This window comes from Stenotrophomonas sp. X (genome assembly GCF_055721025.1).
Genome location: NZ_CM146756.1, coordinates 3061355 through 3079771, shown reverse-complemented (window position 1 = coordinate 3079771; position 18417 = coordinate 3061355). Strand labels below are relative to the sequence as shown.

Here is an 18417-nt window from a genome sequence, read left to right as displayed (position 1 = left end):
GCCTGCCGGGATGTAGGCAGGCCAACGTTCATGGGAAGGAATCGATGGAACGCACGATGATGGTGAGGTCGGCGCTGGCGTCGGCGCTGGCGATGGCATTGACGGCATGTGGTGGCGGCGGAGGCGGCGGCAATGTCCGCATCGATCCACCCCCGACCACCCCGACGCCCCCGACCACGCCCCCGCCGACCACCCCGCCTCCGGCCAAGCCGCAGGAGCCGGCCTTCGACGCGCACCTGTCCGTGACCAATGCGCGTGCCGCACAGGCCGCTGGCCTGACCGGGCAGGGGGTGCGCATCGGCATCGTCGATTCGGGCGTGCAGCGCAACGCAGTGGCGCTGAACGGGCGCGTGGTCGCCAACCTCAACTACATCGACCCCGCCCGCAACAACCTGCAGGTGGACGACGTGGTGGGCCACGGCACGGCGGTGGCCAGCCTGGCCGCGGGTGCTCCGGTGGGGTCCTGGCCGGGCGGCATCGCCCCCGGCGCACAGATCGTTTCGGCGCGGATCATCGCCGACAAGCCGCCCGTCGATGACGGCAGCGGCAAGGGCAATTCCTTCAGCGGCCCACTGGGCGTGGCGCAGGTCCACCAGGACCTGATCAGCTACAACGTGAAGGTGATGAACAATTCGTGGGGCGGCCTGTACTGGACCGACCTGCCGACCACCGCGCAGGTGGCGGCCGAGTACCGGCCGTTCGTCATCAATCATGGCGGCCTGGTGGTGTTCGCGGCCGGCAACGATGCGCGCCCCGAGCCGAGCAGCCTGGCCGCGCTGCCCAGCCAGCTGGGCGTTGCCGGCTCGCTGCCGGCGGCCGATCTGGAGCGCGGCTGGCTGGTGGCCACTGCGGTGGATCCGTATGCACCGGGCACGCTGGCCAGCTACGCCAATGCCTGCGGCCAAGCCGCGCGCTACTGCCTGGCGGCGCCGGGCAGCGCGGTCTATCCCGATGCCAACGGCGGCAGCTATTACTGGAACTACGGCACGTCCTTCGCCGCCCCGCTGATTTCCGGCGCCGCCGCCCTGGTCTGGCAGCGCTACCCGTACTTCGACAACAACCTGGTGCGGCAGACCCTGCTGGGCACCGCCAAGGACATCGGTGCGCCCGGCGTGGATGCGGTGTTCGGCTACGGTCTGCTCGACATCTCGCGGGCGATCAAGGGGCCGGGGCGCTTCGACTGGGGCGATGTGGTGGCCAATGTCGATGCGCCATCGAGTGGCTCGCTGTGGAGCAACGACATCGTCGGCAGCGGTGGCCTGGTCAAGCAGGGCGGGGGAACCCTGGTGCTGGGTGGCAACAACAGCTACAGCGGCGCCACCCGCATCGAGCGCGGCATCCTGTCACTGCAGAACGGCAGCGTGATCCGCTCCAACGTGACGATCCTGGCGCAGCCCGATCCGGATTCGACCGGCCTGCAGTTCAATGGCGGTACGCCGCGCGTGATCGGCAATGTGGTCAACGGCAGCAGCGTGTTCCTCACCACCGGCAGCACCACCGGCACCATCGAGGGCAACTACACCCAGCAGGCCGGTGCACAGCTGATGATCGCACTGGGTGCCAATGCGCTGCAGGTCACCGGCAGCGCCACGATCAACGGGGGCGTGCGCGTGCACGGCTTCGTCTCCGGCTATGTGCCGCAGAACGGCAGCCGCCAGGACCTGATCCACGCCGCCGGCGGCCTCAGCGGCACCTTCAGCAGCCCGGCCACCTCCAGCGGCCTGCAGGGCCTGTCGCTGCTGCAGAGCAGCTATGGCTATGACAGCAACAACGCTTGGTTGAACCTGACCCAGGTCAGCGTCACGGCGGCAGCGACCGGGCTCACGGCCTCGGCGCAGTCGGCTGCGCAACGCGTGGACAGTGCGTTCAGCGCGCTTGATGGCGATACGACGCTGCAGGGCTCGGCCTTCGGTACGGCCGCCGGTGCGCTGCAGTGGACCGGCGGTGGCAGCAAAGGCCTCGAGGCCAGTTTGCAGAGCCTGTCCGGACAGGCGCATGCGCGGGCCGAGTCGGCCACCTTCGACAGCATCGACATGTCACGCCGCGCGATCGCCGAGCGCTTCGATCGCGTGCAGGCGGCGCCGAGCCTGCGCGGGGTCTGGCAGAGCGCGCTCGGCGAAGCCGGGCAGGGCAGTTTCGCCGGCAATGCCGCCGACAGCCGTGGTTGGATGGCCGGCCAGGACCTGCCGCTGGGCAGCAATGGGCTGATGGGTGTGGCCTTCGGCGAAACCCGCAGCAATGGTGGCAGTGGCTTCGGCGGTGATCGTGGGCGTGATCGCCAGGCGCAGGCGCAGCTGTACGCCGGCTGGAACCTGGGCCGGGGCTATGCGCTGGCGCAGGTCGGCAGCGGCCAGTTCACCCGTGCGCTGGATCGCCAGTTGCTGCTGGGCGCCGGCGCCTACGGTGTCTCTGCACGTTACGGCGGACGTTTCAGCAGTGCCAGTGTCGAAGGCGGCTATCGCTTCGGCAACGCGGGTGCGTCGTTGACACCGTATCTGGGCGCCAGCACGACGCGCGTGGATACCGATGCCTTCAACGAACTGGGCGGGTTCGGCTTCGGCCTGCGTGGCGATGCCAACCGCGTACTGCGCAGCCAGATGCTGGCCGGTATCCGCGGCGAACGTGGCTGGGGGCGCTGGACCCTGCGCGGGCATGCCGAATGGCAGCAGCGGCTCGATGGTGCCGATGCGGACTGGCAGGCCAGTTTCGTCGGCGTTGATGCATGGGCGCCACTGGCGGGCTGGAACGCGCCGCGAGGCAGTGCGTTGTTCGGCGTGGCGCTGGAGTCGTGGTGGGGCCGCAACGGCCGCCTGAGCCTGGGCTTTGACCAGCGCGTCGGAGGCGAAGGCGCGCGCCAGGCGGCGTTGCGCTACAGCACCGGCTTCTGAACGGGCGGTCGCGCCGGGTCGCAAGGCCCGGCGCGACATCGGCAGGCTCAGCCGCCGCGCAGGTTGCCCAGGCGCGGGGTGCTGCGGCCCAGCGGCATCTTCAGCTTGCCGATCGACAGGATACGGCTTTCGGCGATGCGGTCGGCTGCCCGCTGCGGCGCGATGTTCTCGCGTTGCGACAGTTCGAAGATGCGGGTGAGGTTGTGGTAGATGCTGCGGATCAGGCGCATCGCGCGTTCGCGGTTGTAGCCATCGATCTCCAGCGACACGTTCATCACGCCGCCCGCGTTGACCGCGTAGTCAGGCGCATACAGGATGCCGCGCGCATGCAGTTCATCGCCGATTTCCAGGCTCGACAGCTGGTTGTTGGCGGTACCGCAGATGATCTTCGCCTTGATCCGCGGCAAGGTGTCGGCGTTGATCGCGCCTTCCAGCGCGCACGGTGCGAACACATCGGCGTTCACTTCGTGGATCTCGTCCGGCTTGACCGCTTCGGCGCCGAAATCGCTGACCGCGCGATCAACCAGCGCGCTGTCCAGGTCGGTGACATACAGTTTGGCGCCGCGATCGCGCAGCAGCTTGACCAGCTCCATGCCGATGTGGCCCAGGCCCTGCACTGCGATGCTGGTCTTGCCCACTTCTTCATGGCCGAACTTGAAGCGCATCGCCGCCATCAGCGCCTGCAGCGCACCGTAGGCGGTGAACGGGGCCGGATCGCCGGAGCCGCCATGGACCTGGTGCACGCCGGTCACGAACTGGCTCTCCAGGTAGATGTTCTCCATGTCGTTGACGTCGGTACCGACGTCCTCGGCGGTGATGTAGCGCCCTCCCAGCGAGTCGACATAACGGCCGAAGGCGCGGAACAGTACTTCAGTCTTGTCCACCTTCGGGTCGCCGATGATCACCGCCTTGCCACCACCGACGTTGAGGCCGGCCAGCGCATTCTTGTAGGTCATCGTCCGGCTCAGCCGCAGCACGTCGGCCAGCGCCTCGTCGGTGCTGGCATACGGACGCATGCGCACGCCGCCCAGGGCCGGGCCCAGGGTGGTGTTGTGGATGGCGATGATCGCCTGCAGGCCGGCATCGTGGTTGTGGCAGAACACCACTTGTTCGTGGCCGGTGGTGGCGAGGGTTTCGAATAGCATGGCGTCTCCGATGGCGCGAACAGCGGCGAACTGCAGCGAACGGCCAGTGAACGGTAGGGTCCCAAAACAAAAAAAGCGACGTCGTCATGGCTGGGGGACGGGTCGCGCGGCGCCATTCTAGTCCATTCCCCCGGCCGGTGCCGTCGACATCGCATGCCTTGCAGTTAAAGAAGATGAAAATGCGGCCGATGCTGCGACGACGGCGGGTGGCCGGATTCGCGTGAAGAGGCAGGCGGTCAGTGACGGCAAGGGCACCACAACGACAGGGCAGGCGGCGATGACAGCGGCCTGGTGGCGATCGCTGCGCGTCTGGCTGGCGCGTTCGACCGGGGCGGCACCGTCGCGGCTGGTTGCTGCGTCCCGCCAGGCGGTGGCCGCCGCAGCGGCGAGCCTGCAGGGCGAGGCGCTGCCCCCGGCCGAGATCGCTGCACATCTGCAACGTGGCCTGCATGCGCTGGCCCTGTACCCGCGTCTGGCCGGTGAATCCACGCCGGTGCAGGCCGCAGGGCTGGGCGAGGCGGTGGCGCGCGCGCTGCAGGACCGCAACTGGGCGGCCAGGCAGCTGCCCCGCCGGCCGCAACTGCTGCCGCAGCTGATCCAGACCGTCAACGACGATGCCGCCTCAGCGCGGGTGATGGCCGCGATCATCGGCCAGGACCCGGTACTGACCGGCAACCTGCTGCGCATCGCCAACAGCCCGGCCTACAAGGTGCATGAGCGCCCGGTTGAAAGCCTGCAGCGGGCGGTGACACTGGTGGGTACCGAAGGCGTGCGGCAGATCATCAGCGCGGTACTGGTGCAGCCGGTGATGCAGGTGCAGTGCGAAGTGTTCCCGCAGTTCAGCGCGATCATCTGGGAGCACGCGCTGCTGGCCTCGCGCGCGGCCGCCGATCACGCACGTACGGTCACCTTCGGTGATGCCTTCGCTGCGCAGTGGCTGGGCCTGGTGCAGGGACTGGGCGCGTCACTGGTAATGCGCCAGCTGCTGCAGGAAGCGCAGGCCCGCGGCGAGGCCGTGGAGCCGGCGTTGGCCCTGCAGCTGCTGCAGCAGTGGTCGTTACCGTTGGCGCAGCGGGTGGCCGCCGCATGGGAGCTGCCTGAGCCGGTTCACCAGGCCCTGGCGGTGGATGCAGAAGGGGCGCTGGCCGACAGCCTGCGCCTGGCCAGCGCCGCCGCAGCGGCCAGCCTGTTGTGCCGCCATGGGCATGCCAGCCAGAGCCGCATGCTGGCGCTGCTGGAGCAGCTGCCTTCAGCGCCGCCGCATGCATTGCGCTGGATCTGGCGGCGCCTGCATGGGCGCAGCGTGGAAACGCTGGATGAGGCCGGACAGGACCAGGCCGGCCCGGCGGCCTGAGTGCTACAGCTGCGATTCGACAGGCAGCCAGCTGATCACCCGCGACAACCAGCGTTTGCGCGCCGTTGCCCCTGGCTCGGCCTCGACCCAGTGCGGTGGCGGCTCGCGCTCCAGCCAGCGCAACCGGCCACGGTCGTCCAGCGCCAGCCACCAGCTATGCCTGGGGTCTGCCAGGCGCAGGTACTCATCGCGCAGCCGCGCCCCCAGCAACGGGTCGTCGAACAGTACGCCCATTTCGGTGTTGAGGTAGGCCGAGCGCGGGTCGAGGTTGAACGAGCCGACGAAGCCGCGGCGGTCGTCGACCACGAACGCCTTGGTGTGCAGGCTCGCGCCGCTGCTGCCGAACATGCCGGCATCGCCGGACTGACCCTGCGCCTTCAGTTCGTACAGGTGGACGCCCGCTTCGAGCAACGGCACGCGGTAGCTCATGTAGCCGCCGTGCACGGCGGCGACGTCGTTGGCAGCCAGTGAGTTGGTCACCACGCCGACCTGCACGCCCCGCCCGGCCATGGCCGAAAAGCCATCCAGGCCTTCGTTGCCTGGCACGAAGTAGGGCGAGATCAACAACGTTTTGTGCCGGGCGGCCTGCAGCTCGCTGATCAGGGTCGACACCAGCCAGGCAGCGCGATCATCCCTGCGATGCTTCATCGGCGGGTCCGAGACGATGCGCACTGCACTGCTCCAGTGCAATGGCTCGGGACTCGGGCGCTGCCGCTGGCGTGATTCGGCCACGCGCGCGAGGTAGGGCCGGGCCACGTCCCGCTGCGCCTCATGATCCGATTCGCGCACCAGCAGGCGCAGCTGCGCATCGGTATGGAAGGCAAGCGCGGATACCGGAATGGCGGCCTCGCTGTTCCAGTAGTCGTCGAAGATCCGGTTGGCCTGCTCCACGGCAGGGCCGGCGACCAGCAGGTCCAGATCCTGGAAGTTCACATCGGTGCGCGCGCTGAAGTACTCCTCGCCGATGTTGCGGCCGCCGACGATCGCGACGCGGCCATCGGCGATCCAGCTCTTGTTGTGCATGCGGTGGTTCACGCTGAAGAAGCGTTGCACCATCTCCACCATGCGCAGGATGCCGGTCCGGTTGCGGAACGGGTTGTAGAGGCGGATTTCAATGTTGGGGTGCCGGTCCAGCGCCATCATCAGCGCGTCCTTGTCCTTGGCATTCATGTCATCGAGCAGGATGCGCACGCGCACACCGCGCTCGGCGGCGTCATGCAGCGCCTTGGCCATCAGGTGGCCGATCAGGTCGTCGTGCCAGATGTAGTACTGCAGGTCCAGGCTGCGGCCAGCGTGCGCGGTGATCATCGCGCGCGCGGCGAAGGCATCCATGCCATCACTGAGGAACGCTACGCCTGATTGCCCGGGATGCGCGTCCTGCAGCGGCACGATCTGCTGGTCGATGCGGGTCTGCGCCGGCTGCAGTGGCAGTACATGCGAGGGCGCGCCCTGTGCCTGTGGCGTGAGATGGTCGGCCAGCAGCAGCCCGGACAGGACCAGCAGCAACAGCGCAGCGAGGATGATTGCAGCGACGCGCAACAGGCGTCGCCACAGGGGCATGGGCAGGCTCATGCCTCGATGGTAGATCCACGCCCTGCGTGAAGGAATGCCTGCAGGATCGATAGGGCGTCAGCGGCCTTGCCTTCGGCAACGGATCCGACCCCGGGGGCGTCACGATGGGGGCGGGCCCGTTTCCGCAGGAAAGGGCCCTGACCCGCAGGCCTCAGAACCGCTCGTCGCTGCCCAGGTAACGCCACTGCGCCGGCGGCAGCGGCCCCAATGCCACGCGGCCGATGCGCAGTCGGCGCACGGCCAGCACCTGCAGCCCGGCGGCGGTCACCGCCACGCGCAGCCCCTTGGCGGTCAGCCCCTTGCCGGCAAAGCGCAGGCGCTGCTCGCTTTGCCAGCTGACCTTCGCGCCGCCGGATTCCTGCTGCAGCCGCGCCAGCAGCCACGGTCCTCGCTCGGGGCCGCCTTCGGCCACTTCGATCAGGTATTCCTGTTCGGTGCGGCCCAGATTGCGCTGTAGATGGGCCAGCGTGGCCGGATCCTGGCTGACCACCACCAGGCCGCTGTCGCTGGCCGGAAGCGCAGCGGCCAGCTGCAGGCCGTGGAAATGGCGCTGCAACGGACGGATGTCGCTGGCATCAAGTTCGCTGCGGCTGTCACTGCTGACCAGCGCACACAGGGTCTCAGCAGCAACGCCGGCCGGCTTGTGCAGCAGCATGCTGACCCGCTCGGCCTTTTCATCGCTGGCCTGCTCGGCCACGACGATCTGCGCGGCTTCATCAACCGGGCGCTGTGGTTGTTCCACCACTTCGCCGTCAACCGTTACCCAGCCGCCTTCGATATAGCGCCGCGCTTCGCCGCGGGGGATGCCGAGCAGGGCGGACAGGCGTTTGTCGAGACGGATCGGTTCCATGGCGGGCAGGTCGGGCAGGGGGCGGGCAGTGTAGCCGCTGCGGCCGGTCAGCGCTGGCTGCGGTTGGCCAGCTCGGTCAGGTACAGACGGGTATCGAACTCCAGCTGCAGGTAATCCGGTTCCATGTGTTGGCACAACTGGTAGAAGGCCTTGTTGTGGTCGGCTTCCTTCAGGTGGGCCAGCTCATGCACCACGATCATGCGCAGGAACGCCGCTGGCGCCTGGCGGAATACCGTAGCGATGCGGATCTCGCGGCTGGCCTTGAGGCGGCTGCCGTGCACGCGGGAAATGGCGGTATGCGTACCCAGCGCGTGCTTGATCACTTCCAGGGTGTTGTCGTAGCAGACCTTGTTGAGCGGCACCGACTTGCGCAGGTAGCGATCTTTCAGCGCCTGGGTGTAGTCGTACAGCTGGCGGTCGCTGCGCACCTCGTGCGGGTCGGGATAGCGCTGCTGCAGCCAGGGGCCGAGCTTGCCCTGCGCCAGCAGTTCGCTGACCTGGGCGACCAGGGGTTCGGGGTAGCCGGTGAGGTACTTCAGGACTGCCATGCAGGGGCGGCGGGGCGTCGGTAGAATGGAAGCATCCAAGATTACACGCGGTACGTACCGACCATGGCAAAGCCCAACGCGCTGCAGGAACAATTGCTCAAGGCCGGTCTGGCCAAGAAGTCGCAGGCCAGCGCCGCCGCGCGGGAGCAGGCCAAGGCCCGCCAGGGCAAGGCCGAATCGGCCTCGGCCGAGGTTCAGCGTGAGGCTGAACGTGCCCGTGCCGAGAAGGTCGAGCGCGACCGTGCGCTGGCCGCCGAGCGCAATGCCCAGGCCAGGCAGGCGGAACAGAAGGCGCAGGCGAAGCAGATCATCGCGGCCCATGCAGTGCCCCACAAGGGCGATGACGAGTATCGCTTCAGCGATGGCGCGGCGATCCGCACCCTGCTGATCGACCCCAAGCTGCGCAAGGCGCTGTCGGTGGGCGTGCTGGTCATCGTCGCCAATGGCGAGGGTTACGCCCTGTTGCCGCGCGCCGCCGCCGAGAAGGTACGCGAGCGGACCCCGGAGGCGATCATCGTCGACCACGGCCAGCCGGGCTCGACCGCCGAGATCTCCACCGGCAACGCCGAGGACGACGCCTACTACGCCCAGTTCCAGGTGCCGGACGACCTGATCTGGTAAGCAAAGAGGGGACGGAGGGGATTAAGTCGCAATCGGCTTGATCGAACCCATCCGCGCTCTGTTCGTCTTCCTGAAGAGCAGCCGAGCGTGGCTCGGCTCTACATTAAGGCGTGCCTTTTTGCCGGGGTGTATTGTCTCCATATCAGGCGACACACCTGCGGAGGATGGCCATGGCTACCGGTTGGGCGGGAGACGGCGCGGTCCAGGACCAGATCGACGCCACCATCGACGATGCGATCGCCCGCGCGCGACGCCAGCTGCGGCAGGGCCCGGGCCTTGAACACTGTGAGGAATGCGACGCGCCGATCCCGTTGGCGCGGCGCCAGGCCGTGCCCGGTGTCCGGCTGTGCGTGGCGTGCCAGCAGGCGCATGACGACGAAGAACAGGCGCATGCCGGCTACAACCGGCGTGGCAGCAAGGACAGCCAGTTGAGGTAAAGGTTGTTCGGCAGGGCTGCGCCCTGCACCTGCTTGGAGCAACGGCAACGGCAACGGCAAAAGCGTGCTATCCGTGGGATGGCGGGGTGGGTCCGATTGAGGGGGACGCTGCAAGTACGTCCATGTAAGCTCGGTCGCCGCATCCATGCGGCTCACGCCCCCTCAACCGGACCCACCCCGCCTTCGACAGATTTCCGCGATCTGTCCGTTCTTCTGTAGAGCCGAGCCATGCTCGGCTCAAATCATTCCGATATCGAAATTTTCGATTTCGATGGAAATTTATCCACGCACGGCGGGATCTACCCGATCGCGGAAATCTGTCGGAGGTGGGGCGGTGTCGGAGTGCGGGGTGTCAGCCGCATGGATGCGGCTGCCAAGCCTACAAGGACGTACTTGCGGCGTCCCCGCACTCCGACACCGCCCCGCCACCCCACGGAATGCCAGCTTTTGCTGTTGCTGTTGCCTTGGCTTGAAGGCTTCGGCGCGTGCAGGGCGCAGCCCTGCCGAAAACCCCACCCTCAGCCGTCGCCCTGGATGCCGCCGGGCGCCTGCGCCGGGTCACGCCAGCGGCGCACCGTGCGCTGGAAGAACAGGTTGTTCGGCAACTGCAGCACCGTGCCTTCGTGGCCGTCGCCGGATTCCTGCAGTGTGGTGTAGATCAGGTTCACGTCGATCACCCGGCCCTTCAGGCCCGGCTTCTCGCCGTTCTCCAGCACTTCGATGTAGTCATGCAGGCGGAACGGGCGAGTGGTGAAGATCAGCAACGTGCAGAAGATGTTGGAGAGCACGCTCCAGGCCGCGAAGAAGGCCACTGCGCCCACGGCCGCGAAGCCGGTGAACGCGGTCCACAGCACTGAAGGCTTCGCGCCGAGCAGGCTGAGGATATACAGCAGGGCGCTGAAATAGACCACGAAACTGGTGATCCGGCGCGCGCCCATCACCATTTCAGGTGGCAGCGTGTAGTGCTCGGCAAAGCGCCGGATCAGGCGACGGGCGAGTACCCGCAGCAGCCAGGCGACCAGCAGCACCAGCACGATCTGCAGGGCCACGCCCGCGTAGTTCAGCCATGGGTGGCTCCAGGCCGGCAGGTGATCCTTCAGCGACAACATCATGGGGGCGAAAACAGGTGGCGGGAACGGCCTCGATGTTACCCGGCGCGTGCCGGGGTTTCGACCATCGGTGACCACGCCAGGCAGACCAGCTCCTCGCGATCCTGCTGCAGGCAGGCGCGGCCGTTGTCGGGGCACAACCGGAAGGACAGGCCCGATGCCTGCAGCACGACGCAAGCGACGATTACCAGCAGGGCGGCGCAGGATGGGCTGGACATGGCGGAACTCCCTGGAGGTGTTTTCTCGAATGACCTTGCATGGATGCAGCCATCGTCGAAAAGGTTGCATGGCCTTGATCGGCGATGGCAATCGGCTCTAAACCTTTTTCCGGGTCGCCGCATCCAAGCGATATGCTCGACACCACCATGCCAGCGCCGCCTGCCGCCCACGCCCCTGTCGACGAACCCGCCCTGGTGCGGGCGGCCGCCGCCGGTGACACTGCGGCCTACGAACTGCTGTACCGGCGCCATGCGCCGCGCGTGTTCGCCGTACTGTGGCGCCTGTGCGGGGGCCAGCAGGCGCGTGCCGAGGATGCCCTGCAGGAAGCCTTCCTGCAGGCATGGAAGGCGCTGCCGGGGTTCCGGTTCGAAAGCAGCCTGTCGACCTGGTTGCATCGGCTGGGCGTCAACGCCGCACTGATGGAACTGCGCGGGCGCGCCGCCGGGCAGGACCACGACAGTCTGGAGGAGGTCGACGGCGGCCTGCATGAGCTATCGGTGCACGACCGTTGCGCCGGTACCGAGCGCGACCTGGAGCGCGCACTCGCGACGCTGCCTCCGAGGGCGCGTGCGGTACTGGTACTGCACGACATCGAAGGCTGGAAACACCAGGAAATCGCCGAGCAGCTGCAGATGGCCGTCGGCAGTTCAAAGGCACAGCTGCATCGTGCGCGCGGCCTGCTGCGCGCACGGCTGGGAGACATGACATGAGTACACACGAACACGATTCCGATCACGATCTGCTGGCCCGGCTGCGCGCGCTGCCAAACGAGCGCGATGTACCCGCCGATGGCTGGGCACGCCTGTCTGCCCGGCTGCCGCCGCGTGAACCGCAGGAAGCGCCCGCGCCAACGGGCAACGTGGTGGCGCTGGCAACGCGTTCGCGGCGCCGCTGGTGGTTGACGGCCGGCGCTGCCCTGGCTGCCAGCCTGGCGATCTACGCCGTGGCCCCTTGGCGGCATGCGCAGCCGGATATACCGGTGCCGTCCACGCTGCAGTTGCAGGCAGCGGCGATGACCGAGCAGTACCGGCAGGCGGTGGCCTCGCTGCCCGCAGGCCGGGCACCGGAATGGCAGCCGGCGCTGCACGAACTGGATGAAAGCGCGGCACAGATCCAGGCCGCGCTGGCGCAGGACCCACGTGCGCCTCACCTGCTTGGCCAGCTCAAGCGCACCTATGCGCTGCGGCTGGAACTGACCCGGCAGGCGGCCTATGCCGCCGAGTCCGGCCTGACGACCTGAGGAGACCCCCGATGACACGAACCCTGATGACCTGCTGCGCCGCGCTGTTGCTGCTGCCCGCGGTGGCCCTGGCTGACACCCGGATCGACGAACGCCACAACCTGGCCGCCGGCGGCCGCATCGAACTGAGCAACGTGGCCGGCAAGGTGACCGTGCGTGGCTGGGACCGCAACGACGTGCAGCTCACCGGTACGCTCAGTGATGGCCTGCAGCTGCGCCAGGAAAAGAGTGCCAACCGCGTCCGCTGGGAGATCGAATATCCGCGTCGCAGCAACAACGGCGGCGCAACGCTGGTGCTGAACGTGCCGCGCTCGGTGGAACTGCTGCTGAGCACGGTCAGTGCCAGCCAGGACATCAGTGGCATCGACGTGCGCCGCCTGCAGGCCGACACCGTCAGCGGCAGCCTCAGCGCCTCCGGTCGTAGCAGTGACAGCAAGCTCAATACGGTCAGTGGCAGCGTCAGCGCACGCCTGCAGACGCCGAAGCTGGACGTGAACACGGTCAGCGGCCGCATCGAAGCCGGTGGCGGCGTGTCCGGTGACATCGGTGCACAGACGGTATCCGGCCGGGTCGACGTCGATGCCGGGCGGGTGCAGCGGCTGGCGGTGGAAACCGTATCGGGCAGCATTGACCTGTCGGCGGCCGGGCTGGCGCCGGGTGGCCGTATCAATGTCGAATCGGTGAGTGCGTCGGTCAACCTGCGCCTGCCGCGCGCCGTCTCGGCGCAGCTGTCGGTGAACAGCTTCAGCGGGTCGATCAACAGCGATGCTGGCCAGGTGGAGCGGCCGCGCTACGGCCCCGGCAGCCATCTTGATACACGGCTGGGCAGCGGCGACGGTGATATCCGCATCCAGTCGCATTCGGGCAGTGTTCGGGTAAGCCTGGATCGCTGAGCGCGATCCGGCAGGCCGCGGCGGCAGCGCCGCCGCGGTCGCTACTGGGTCAGCTGGCTTTCTTCAGCGCCCAGGTGGTGCCGAGGACTTCGATCTTGCCACCGGCCTTGCGGAACGCTGCCAGGTCCGAAGCGATCGAATCGCTGCTGACCACGGTGCTGGCGGCCGCGCCCTTGCGTTCGCTGCGGATGCTGTTGCTGGCCTTCGCGGGGGTCTTTGCCTTGCGGGGCATGGTTGCTCCTGTCAGGTGGAAGGGGAGGAAAGCGCCCAGGCATCGGCCTGGCGCAGGTAGTCCTGCCGCTCACGGCGGCAGTCACTGCCGCCCATCGAGAACTGGCGGCAGATCGCCGGGCGCTGCGAATAGATCGTGCAGCGCAGGTGATAGGGATCGATCGCCGCACACCAGCCTTCCTCGTTGCGCGCCATCACGGCACGGCCGTGGGTGTCGCGTGACAGGAACTGGCCGGGCACGTGGTCGCCGGGCTGCAGCAACACGGGCAGCCGGCAACAGACCGCGTCACAACGGCGGCAGTCGATGGGTGCATGTGCTGCGTCAGGTTGTAAGGCCTCAGGGGCCTGGCGGGTGCCCAAAGCGGGTCTCGATGGCGGCTCCGGTGGTACGCGGACCATGAACGAGCCAGGAAGGCATGGCCGCTAGGCCCGCAGGGCGGGCCAGGCTGCACCGTGGACACACACCGGCGTGGCCGATGGAAGGTACAGCAGGGTTCTAGCCGACCAAGGGTAACTTGGATCGCGTAACGTTTTGTTAATCCTGGCTGGCTGCCGTCAGCGCAAGGCCCTGGACCACGCCCAGCGAGGGCTCGCCGTGGACCATGCGGGCGCCCGGGAAGGCCTTCGCAACGGCCTGGCGCAGATACCCGGCGCGGGACATGCCGCCGGTCAGGAACACCGCGTCCGGATCGCCGCCAATGTCGCTGCGGACCTGGGCCAGCAGCTCCCGGATCTGCTCCAGATAACCATGGGCGGCTGCGGCCAGGCCGTCGGCGCTGCTGTCGACATGCAGGTCGCGGGCAATGTAGTCCAGCGTGCTGCGATGTTCGCTGGCGGCGCTGAGGGCGATCTTGGCGCGCTCGACGTCGCGGTACAGGCGGGCGGTATTGCCGGTGTCCTGCAGGGCCTGCAGGCGTGCGCGCCACGGATCGTCGACGTGATCGTATTTGTGCTGGCGGAAGTCACGCTGGCGCGTCATGTCCTGCACGGTGGCCGCTTCCACGTAGTGATGGGCGGGCACGCGGGTGATGCCGCGGCCGAACAGCGGCATGTAGCTGGACAGGCTCAGCGCCAGGTCGATATCGGTGCCGCCGCGGGCGATGCCCCAGGCGCGGTGGATGCGCGGGGCGTCGTCGCCGCCGACTTCGGCGTGGGCGATATCGGTGGTACCGCCACCGATGTCGACGATCACGGCCTGGTGCCGTTCGCGGCTTTCGGCGTGATAGTGCATGGCCGCCGCAGCCGGTTCCTCGAGGAAATCGATCTGGTCGAAACCGGCCTGGCGGGCGGCTTCGCGCAGGATGTCCAGCGCCTGGTCATTGCCGGCCGCACCGATCGAGCTGCGGAACTGCACCGGACGCCCGAGCAGGGCCGCTCGCAGCGGCTGGCCGAGCTGGGCGCTGGCGGTCAGGCGGATGTGCTCGAGGATGTGCGCGGCGATGCCGGTGATGGTCTGCTTGGCGCGTGGGTGCAGGTTGTAGCCGAGCATCGATTTCGGGCTCTGCACCAGGTTGCCTTCGTGTTCCTCGAAATAGGCTTCCAGCGCTTCGTCACCGTAGACCGCATTCTGCAGCAGGTCACTGGCACTGCGTTCCTTGCCGGCACGGGCCTCCATCCATTCCCGGCGCAGCGCGCGCAGGGCTTCGCGGCGCAGCGCCTGCGGCGTGCGTTCCTGGCCGGCGGCGCGCGCCGCACGCGCAGCGCTGTCGATCATCTGCTGCAGCTGGTGCTCCTGGCCGTCATCGAGCTGGAAGTCATCCGGGTCGGGCACCACGCCGGGGAAGTACACGCTGGTCCGGAACTGCTCGGCGTCGCCGAAGCGGATCGGCAGCAGCTTCCCTTCATGCACGATGGCGGCGGCGGAGTTGCTGGTACCGAAGTCGATGCCGAGGCGCATGGGGAGTTCCGGGGGCGATCAGGGGCCGCGCACTCTGCTGCAGTTCGCCGCCGACTGCAAGGTCCCGCAGTTTCCTGTTCCGGGCCGGGTCAAGGAGGTCGCGGCGTACTGCCCGGAAAAGGCCAGGGGAGCCGGGCGGTTACAATGGCGGCTGTTGATTCACTTTGAGGTACTTGCTGATGTCTTCTGCCCCTGCCTGCCCGCAGTGCACCCTGGAAAACACCTACGCCGATGGCGCGCTGTGGATCTGCGCCGACTGCGGCTTCGAATGGACCGCCGAGGAAAGTGCCGGTTCGACCCTGGTCGTGCGTGACAGCAACGGCAATACCCTGCAGGCCGGTGACACCGTCACCGTGATCAAGGACCTGAAGGTGAAGGGCTCCTCGATCCCGCTCAAGCAGGGCACCGTGATCCGCAACATCCGCCTGGTCGAGGACGATGCCGAGCACATCGAAGGCAATTCGGACAAGATCAAGGGCCTGGTCCTGAAGACCTGCTTCCTCAAGAAGGCCTGACCGGCCTTCAGCGCCTGGCCTGCTGCCGTGCGCGCCAGCGGGCCAGGCTGTCCAGCTTGGCCTGGTAGCGCGCCTGCTGCGGCGCCCCGCCCAGTTCCTGTGCACGCAGCAGCTCACGATCGGCGTGCTTGAGCTGGCCCGCCAGGAAATAGACCCGCGCCAGCCCGAAGTGGAACTGGTGCGCGGTGTCGTACAGGCGCACGGCCTTCCGGTAATAGCGGATCGCCTGCTGCAGTTGCCCGGCGCGTTCGGCCTCGGCTCCGAGCAGGTACTGCGCGAACGGGTCTTCGCGCTGCACCGATTGCAACCGCTGCTCCAGTGCCTGGGCCTGCGCAATCATGCCGAGCTTGCGGTAGAGGGCGCTGGCGTTGGTGAGTGCAGCATCCTGGCGGCCGTCCAGTCGCAGCGCCCTTTCCAGTGCCCGTCGCGCGGCGGCGGTATCGCCCGTGCGGTTTTCCAGCACACCCAGGTTGTTCCAGGTGGCAGCGAAGCTGCCGTCCTGCGCCAGCGCGGTATCGAAGAAGGTACGTGCGCCCGCCAGGTCGCCGCTGGCCATGCGTTCGGCGCCGCGATTGTTGTAGAAGTGCGCCAACGCCCGCGCCTGGCTGATCGGCAGCGGCCCGCGGCGGTCGTACAGCACATTGCGATCCAGATCGACGGTGGCGAAGCGGCCGGCGAAGCCGACCCCGGCATTGACGTGGCCTACGCTGTAGACCAGGCCCTGGGCCTGGTCCTGGTACCACGACACCACCTGGCCGACCTCCTGCACGCGCGCCTGGATGCCGGCTTCGCGTGCCAGCGCCACGAACATCAGGGTAAAGGCCAGGCAGTTGGCGCGTCGCTGCTGCCAGATCTCGCTGACGGTAAGGGTCGCGTCGGCGTCGTACTGCAGATCCATGCCATGGCGGTCGAAGATCATCTCCACCAGCGCCTGCAGGCGTTGCTCGCGCGAATAGCTGCGACGGGTTACCTGGGTGTGCAGCATATCGAGCATGGCCGGTGGAATCGCGAACACCTGCTGCGGCGTCGGAATCGTCGGCGCAGCGGTGCTGGCAGTGAGCGCAGGGACTTCGTTCGCGCCAGGGTTCAGGGCGATCGCGGAGGGTGCCGCCAATGTGGCCAGTGCGAGCAGAACGGATCGGGCGGCAGGACGGTACATGACGGCTCCCGGCAGCGGCGGGCGCTCCCGCCTGAGGCGAGTGTAGACCTGTGCGCGCACCCCTGCAGTGACCGCTGGTCGGTCCGCGCGTTCATCCACAGCCGGTGTGGACCAGCGCTCGACAAAGCTGTGGACAACCGCGTTGGGGCCCCGTGCGAAGGACGTTGTGAGGGTGTGGTGAAAAAATGGCCAGCTTGCCCGCCACCGGCGCAGGCGGGATGATCCGGTCATGGACTTCTCCCCGCTGACGCTCGCTCCGGCGCAGTGGCAGGCGCTGCAGGACAGCTATGCGACGCCACCACGTGCCTACCATCACTTCGGCCACGTGCGTGCGGTGCTGCAGCACTGCCAGGAGGTTGCCGACGGTCCAGGCTGGCAGCAGCCGGCCGAGGTCTACCTGGCCGCGCTCTACCACGATGCGATCTATGTGGCGGGGCGAAAGGACAACGAGGCGCGTTCGGCGCAGCTGGCCCTGCAAGTGATCGCGCAGGCGCCGGAACTTGCCACGGTCGACGCGGCCCGGGTCGAGCAGCTGATCCTGCTGACTGCCCGCCATGGCGAGCTTGGCCCGGACGACGTCGATGCCGAGGCCGCGTTGTTCCTGGACTGCGACATGGCGATCCTGGCCGCGCCGGAACCGGTGTTCAGCGCCTATGACCGCGGCGTGGCCGAAGAGTACAAGGGCGTGGTGCCGGGTTTCCTGTATCGCGCCGGCCGCCGCCGTTTCCTGCAGGGCCTGCTGCGTGCACCGCGCATCTTCCTCAGCGAATTCTTCCACCAGCGACTCGACGCGGCCGCGCGCGACAACCTGCGCCGGCAGTTGGGCCGCTGAACCAGCCCGGTACACTGGGGCCTGTTTCCACCGATTGCCGCTTCCAACCGTGTCTGTCCCTGATCCCGATCCCCGCCCGTTGCCGCCGGAAGAGCCCGGTCCGAACGAATGCTGCGGCAGCGGTTGCCCGCTGTGCGTGCTGGACCTGTATGCCGACGAGCTGCAGCGCTATCGCAAGGCGTTGGCCGAATGGCTGGCGCGGCACCCGGAGGCGTCCGCATGAGCCGCGCGCGCCCAGCGGCACTGCTGGCGCTGGCGGCGCTGCTGCTGTTCGTGGCCACCGCGCTGTGGACCCAGTTCGCACGCACCGATCTGGACTGGGTGCGGGCCACGCTCAGCCTCTATCTGCACGGGCCGTGGGGGCTGGCATTGCGCGCGGCCTACTGCCTGCTGGCATTGGCGATCGCCCTGCTCGGCATCAGCCTCTACCGGGGCAGCATCGGCCCGCGGCGCAGCGCGGCGGCGCCGCTGCTGTTCACTGTCTCGGCACTGGGCCTGGCCACGGTCGCCATCGGTGACAGCTGGCTGCCGGAAGCGACGCCGCTGCTGGCACCGTTCATCCATGGGCTGGCGGCCAACACCGCGTTCCTGTGTGCCAGCGTCGGCATGCTGCTGCAGGCCTGGTACCTGCGCCGCGAACCGGGTTGGCAGTCCGCCGCGGGCCTGCTCTGGGGCTGGGCCTGGCTGGCGTTCGTACTGTTGTGGCTGCATGTGTTGTGGCGCGCCGGTCCGCCGCGCGGGCTGGGCCAGAAGGTCGTGATCGTGGTGATCGCAGGCTGGCTGCTGTACCTGGCGCTGGCCCTGTACCGTCGCAGCCGGCGCACCGCTGCCTGCTGAAACCCCAACGGCCTGCACCGGTACGTGCCGTGCACGTGGAGGCAGCGTATCGTGTGTGCATTCCATCGGG

At 68.0% G+C, this 18417-nt stretch carries 21 protein-coding genes; 11 read left to right on the top strand and 10 right to left on the bottom strand.

The genetic code is table 11. From position 1 onward, the window contains the following. The first annotated feature begins 44 nt into the window (after nucleotides 1–44). Nucleotides 45–2888 (top strand): S8 family serine peptidase, encoded by a 2844-nt coding sequence (locus ACZ75I_RS14340; RefSeq protein ID WP_472958121.1) that lies wholly within the window; start codon nucleotides 45–47, stop codon nucleotides 2886–2888. 47 nt (nucleotides 2889–2935) lie between these two features. On the opposite strand, the gene ACZ75I_RS14335 is transcribed toward ACZ75I_RS14340, so the two are convergent. After that, the gene (locus ACZ75I_RS14335; RefSeq protein ID WP_004153019.1) at nucleotides 2936–4033 is read right to left on the bottom strand and encodes a Glu/Leu/Phe/Val dehydrogenase dimerization domain-containing protein; all 1098 of its coding nucleotides are present in this window, start codon (nucleotides 4031–4033) and stop codon (nucleotides 2936–2938) included. A 277-nt stretch (nucleotides 4034–4310) separates the two neighbouring features. On the opposite strand from ACZ75I_RS14335, the gene ACZ75I_RS14330 reads away from it, so the two are divergent. Beyond that, a complete protein-coding gene (locus tag ACZ75I_RS14330; RefSeq protein ID WP_346477201.1) occupies nucleotides 4311–5387 on the top strand; it encodes an HDOD domain-containing protein in 1077 nt (358 codons plus the stop codon). Nucleotides 5388–5390: 3 nt separating this feature from the next. Here ACZ75I_RS14330 and ACZ75I_RS14325 read toward each other — a convergent pair whose 3' ends face one another. From ACZ75I_RS14325 to ACZ75I_RS14315, 3 genes are all read right to left on the bottom strand, one after another. Then, the gene (locus ACZ75I_RS14325; RefSeq protein ID WP_472958120.1) at nucleotides 5391–6947 is read right to left on the bottom strand and encodes a phospholipase D family protein; all 1557 of its coding nucleotides are present in this window, start codon (nucleotides 6945–6947) and stop codon (nucleotides 5391–5393) included. A 163-nt stretch (nucleotides 6948–7110) separates the two neighbouring features. Then, the gene (locus ACZ75I_RS14320) at nucleotides 7111–7809 is read right to left on the bottom strand and encodes an RNA pseudouridine synthase (protein ID WP_088496799.1); all 699 of its coding nucleotides are present in this window, start codon (nucleotides 7807–7809) and stop codon (nucleotides 7111–7113) included. Between the two features lie 47 nt (nucleotides 7810–7856). Beyond that, a complete protein-coding gene (locus tag ACZ75I_RS14315; protein ID WP_053499398.1) occupies nucleotides 7857–8357 on the bottom strand; it encodes a M48 metallopeptidase family protein in 501 nt (166 codons plus the stop codon). A gap of 63 nt (nucleotides 8358–8420) precedes the next feature. On the opposite strand from ACZ75I_RS14315, the gene ACZ75I_RS14310 reads away from it, so the two are divergent. Together ACZ75I_RS14310 and ACZ75I_RS14305 are read left to right on the top strand one after the other, a co-directional pair. Further along, nucleotides 8421–8978, top strand: coding sequence for a DUF2058 domain-containing protein (locus ACZ75I_RS14310; RefSeq protein WP_069139975.1), 558 nt, complete (start codon nucleotides 8421–8423; stop codon nucleotides 8976–8978). A gap of 170 nt (nucleotides 8979–9148) precedes the next feature. Then, entirely contained in the window at nucleotides 9149–9415 is a 267-nt protein-coding gene (locus tag ACZ75I_RS14305; RefSeq protein ID WP_346477189.1) for a DksA/TraR family C4-type zinc finger protein, read from the top strand. 518 nt (nucleotides 9416–9933) lie between these two features. On the opposite strand, the gene ACZ75I_RS14300 is transcribed toward ACZ75I_RS14305, so the two are convergent. Continuing rightward, nucleotides 9934–10527 (bottom strand): mechanosensitive ion channel family protein, encoded by a 594-nt coding sequence (locus ACZ75I_RS14300; RefSeq protein ID WP_346477250.1) that lies wholly within the window; start codon nucleotides 10525–10527, stop codon nucleotides 9934–9936. A 35-nt stretch (nucleotides 10528–10562) separates the two neighbouring features. Beyond that, the gene (locus tag ACZ75I_RS14295) at nucleotides 10563–10742 is read right to left on the bottom strand and encodes a hypothetical protein (RefSeq protein WP_346477249.1); all 180 of its coding nucleotides are present in this window, start codon (nucleotides 10740–10742) and stop codon (nucleotides 10563–10565) included. Nucleotides 10743–10874: 132 nt separating this feature from the next. On the opposite strand from ACZ75I_RS14295, the gene ACZ75I_RS14290 reads away from it, so the two are divergent. The 3 genes from ACZ75I_RS14290 to ACZ75I_RS14280 are packed head-to-tail and all read left to right on the top strand — an operon-like array spanning nucleotide 10875 to nucleotide 12876. Then, a complete protein-coding gene (locus ACZ75I_RS14290; protein ID WP_346477248.1) occupies nucleotides 10875–11453 on the top strand; it encodes an RNA polymerase sigma factor in 579 nt (192 codons plus the stop codon). Further along, nucleotides 11450–11983, top strand: a complete 534-nt coding sequence (locus ACZ75I_RS14285; protein WP_346477247.1) for a hypothetical protein — start codon at nucleotides 11450–11452, stop codon at nucleotides 11981–11983. The genes ACZ75I_RS14290 and ACZ75I_RS14285 overlap by 4 nt, the downstream gene beginning before the upstream one ends. Before the next feature lie 11 nt (nucleotides 11984–11994). Then, nucleotides 11995–12876: a DUF4097 family beta strand repeat-containing protein gene (locus ACZ75I_RS14280; RefSeq protein ID WP_346477246.1), complete on the top strand. Its 882-nt coding sequence runs from the start codon at nucleotides 11995–11997 to the stop codon at nucleotides 12874–12876. A gap of 49 nt (nucleotides 12877–12925) precedes the next feature. Here the strand turns inward: ACZ75I_RS14280 and ACZ75I_RS14275 are convergent, their stop codons facing one another. The 3 genes from ACZ75I_RS14275 to ACZ75I_RS14265 all read right to left on the bottom strand — a co-directional run bounded on the left by ACZ75I_RS14275 (nucleotide 12926) and on the right by ACZ75I_RS14265 (nucleotide 15004). After that, nucleotides 12926–13108, bottom strand: coding sequence for a hypothetical protein (locus ACZ75I_RS14275; RefSeq protein ID WP_005410566.1), 183 nt, complete (start codon nucleotides 13106–13108; stop codon nucleotides 12926–12928). Between the two features lie 11 nt (nucleotides 13109–13119). Beyond that, nucleotides 13120–13371: a YkgJ family cysteine cluster protein gene (locus tag ACZ75I_RS14270; RefSeq protein WP_032954387.1), complete on the bottom strand. Its 252-nt coding sequence runs from the start codon at nucleotides 13369–13371 to the stop codon at nucleotides 13120–13122. Between the two features lie 271 nt (nucleotides 13372–13642). Beyond that, the gene (locus ACZ75I_RS14265) at nucleotides 13643–15004 is read right to left on the bottom strand and encodes an Hsp70 family protein (RefSeq protein ID WP_472958119.1); all 1362 of its coding nucleotides are present in this window, start codon (nucleotides 15002–15004) and stop codon (nucleotides 13643–13645) included. Nucleotides 15005–15183: 179 nt separating this feature from the next. Between ACZ75I_RS14265 and ACZ75I_RS14260 the strand changes: the two genes are divergently transcribed. Further along, nucleotides 15184–15519, top strand: coding sequence for a zinc ribbon domain-containing protein YjdM (locus ACZ75I_RS14260; RefSeq protein ID WP_010482882.1), 336 nt, complete (start codon nucleotides 15184–15186; stop codon nucleotides 15517–15519). 7 nt (nucleotides 15520–15526) lie between these two features. Here ACZ75I_RS14260 and ACZ75I_RS14255 read toward each other — a convergent pair whose 3' ends face one another. Next, nucleotides 15527–16678 (bottom strand): tetratricopeptide repeat protein, encoded by a 1152-nt coding sequence (locus tag ACZ75I_RS14255; RefSeq protein WP_180870207.1) that lies wholly within the window; start codon nucleotides 16676–16678, stop codon nucleotides 15527–15529. Between the two features lie 229 nt (nucleotides 16679–16907). Between ACZ75I_RS14255 and ACZ75I_RS14250 the strand changes: the two genes are divergently transcribed. From ACZ75I_RS14250 to ACZ75I_RS14240, 3 genes are read left to right on the top strand one after another with little or no spacing between them, the layout of a single operon-like run. Next, a complete protein-coding gene (locus tag ACZ75I_RS14250) occupies nucleotides 16908–17510 on the top strand; it encodes an HD domain-containing protein (protein WP_088496759.1) in 603 nt (200 codons plus the stop codon). A 49-nt stretch (nucleotides 17511–17559) separates the two neighbouring features. Then, nucleotides 17560–17733, top strand: a complete 174-nt coding sequence (locus ACZ75I_RS14245; protein ID WP_061480629.1) for an oxidoreductase-like domain-containing protein — start codon at nucleotides 17560–17562, stop codon at nucleotides 17731–17733. Further along, on the top strand, nucleotides 17730–18347 hold the full coding sequence (locus tag ACZ75I_RS14240) for a DUF998 domain-containing protein (RefSeq protein ID WP_180870209.1): 618 nt from the start codon (nucleotides 17730–17732) through the stop codon (nucleotides 18345–18347). The genes ACZ75I_RS14245 and ACZ75I_RS14240 overlap by 4 nt, the downstream gene beginning before the upstream one ends. Nucleotides 18348–18417 lie beyond the last annotated feature (70 nt).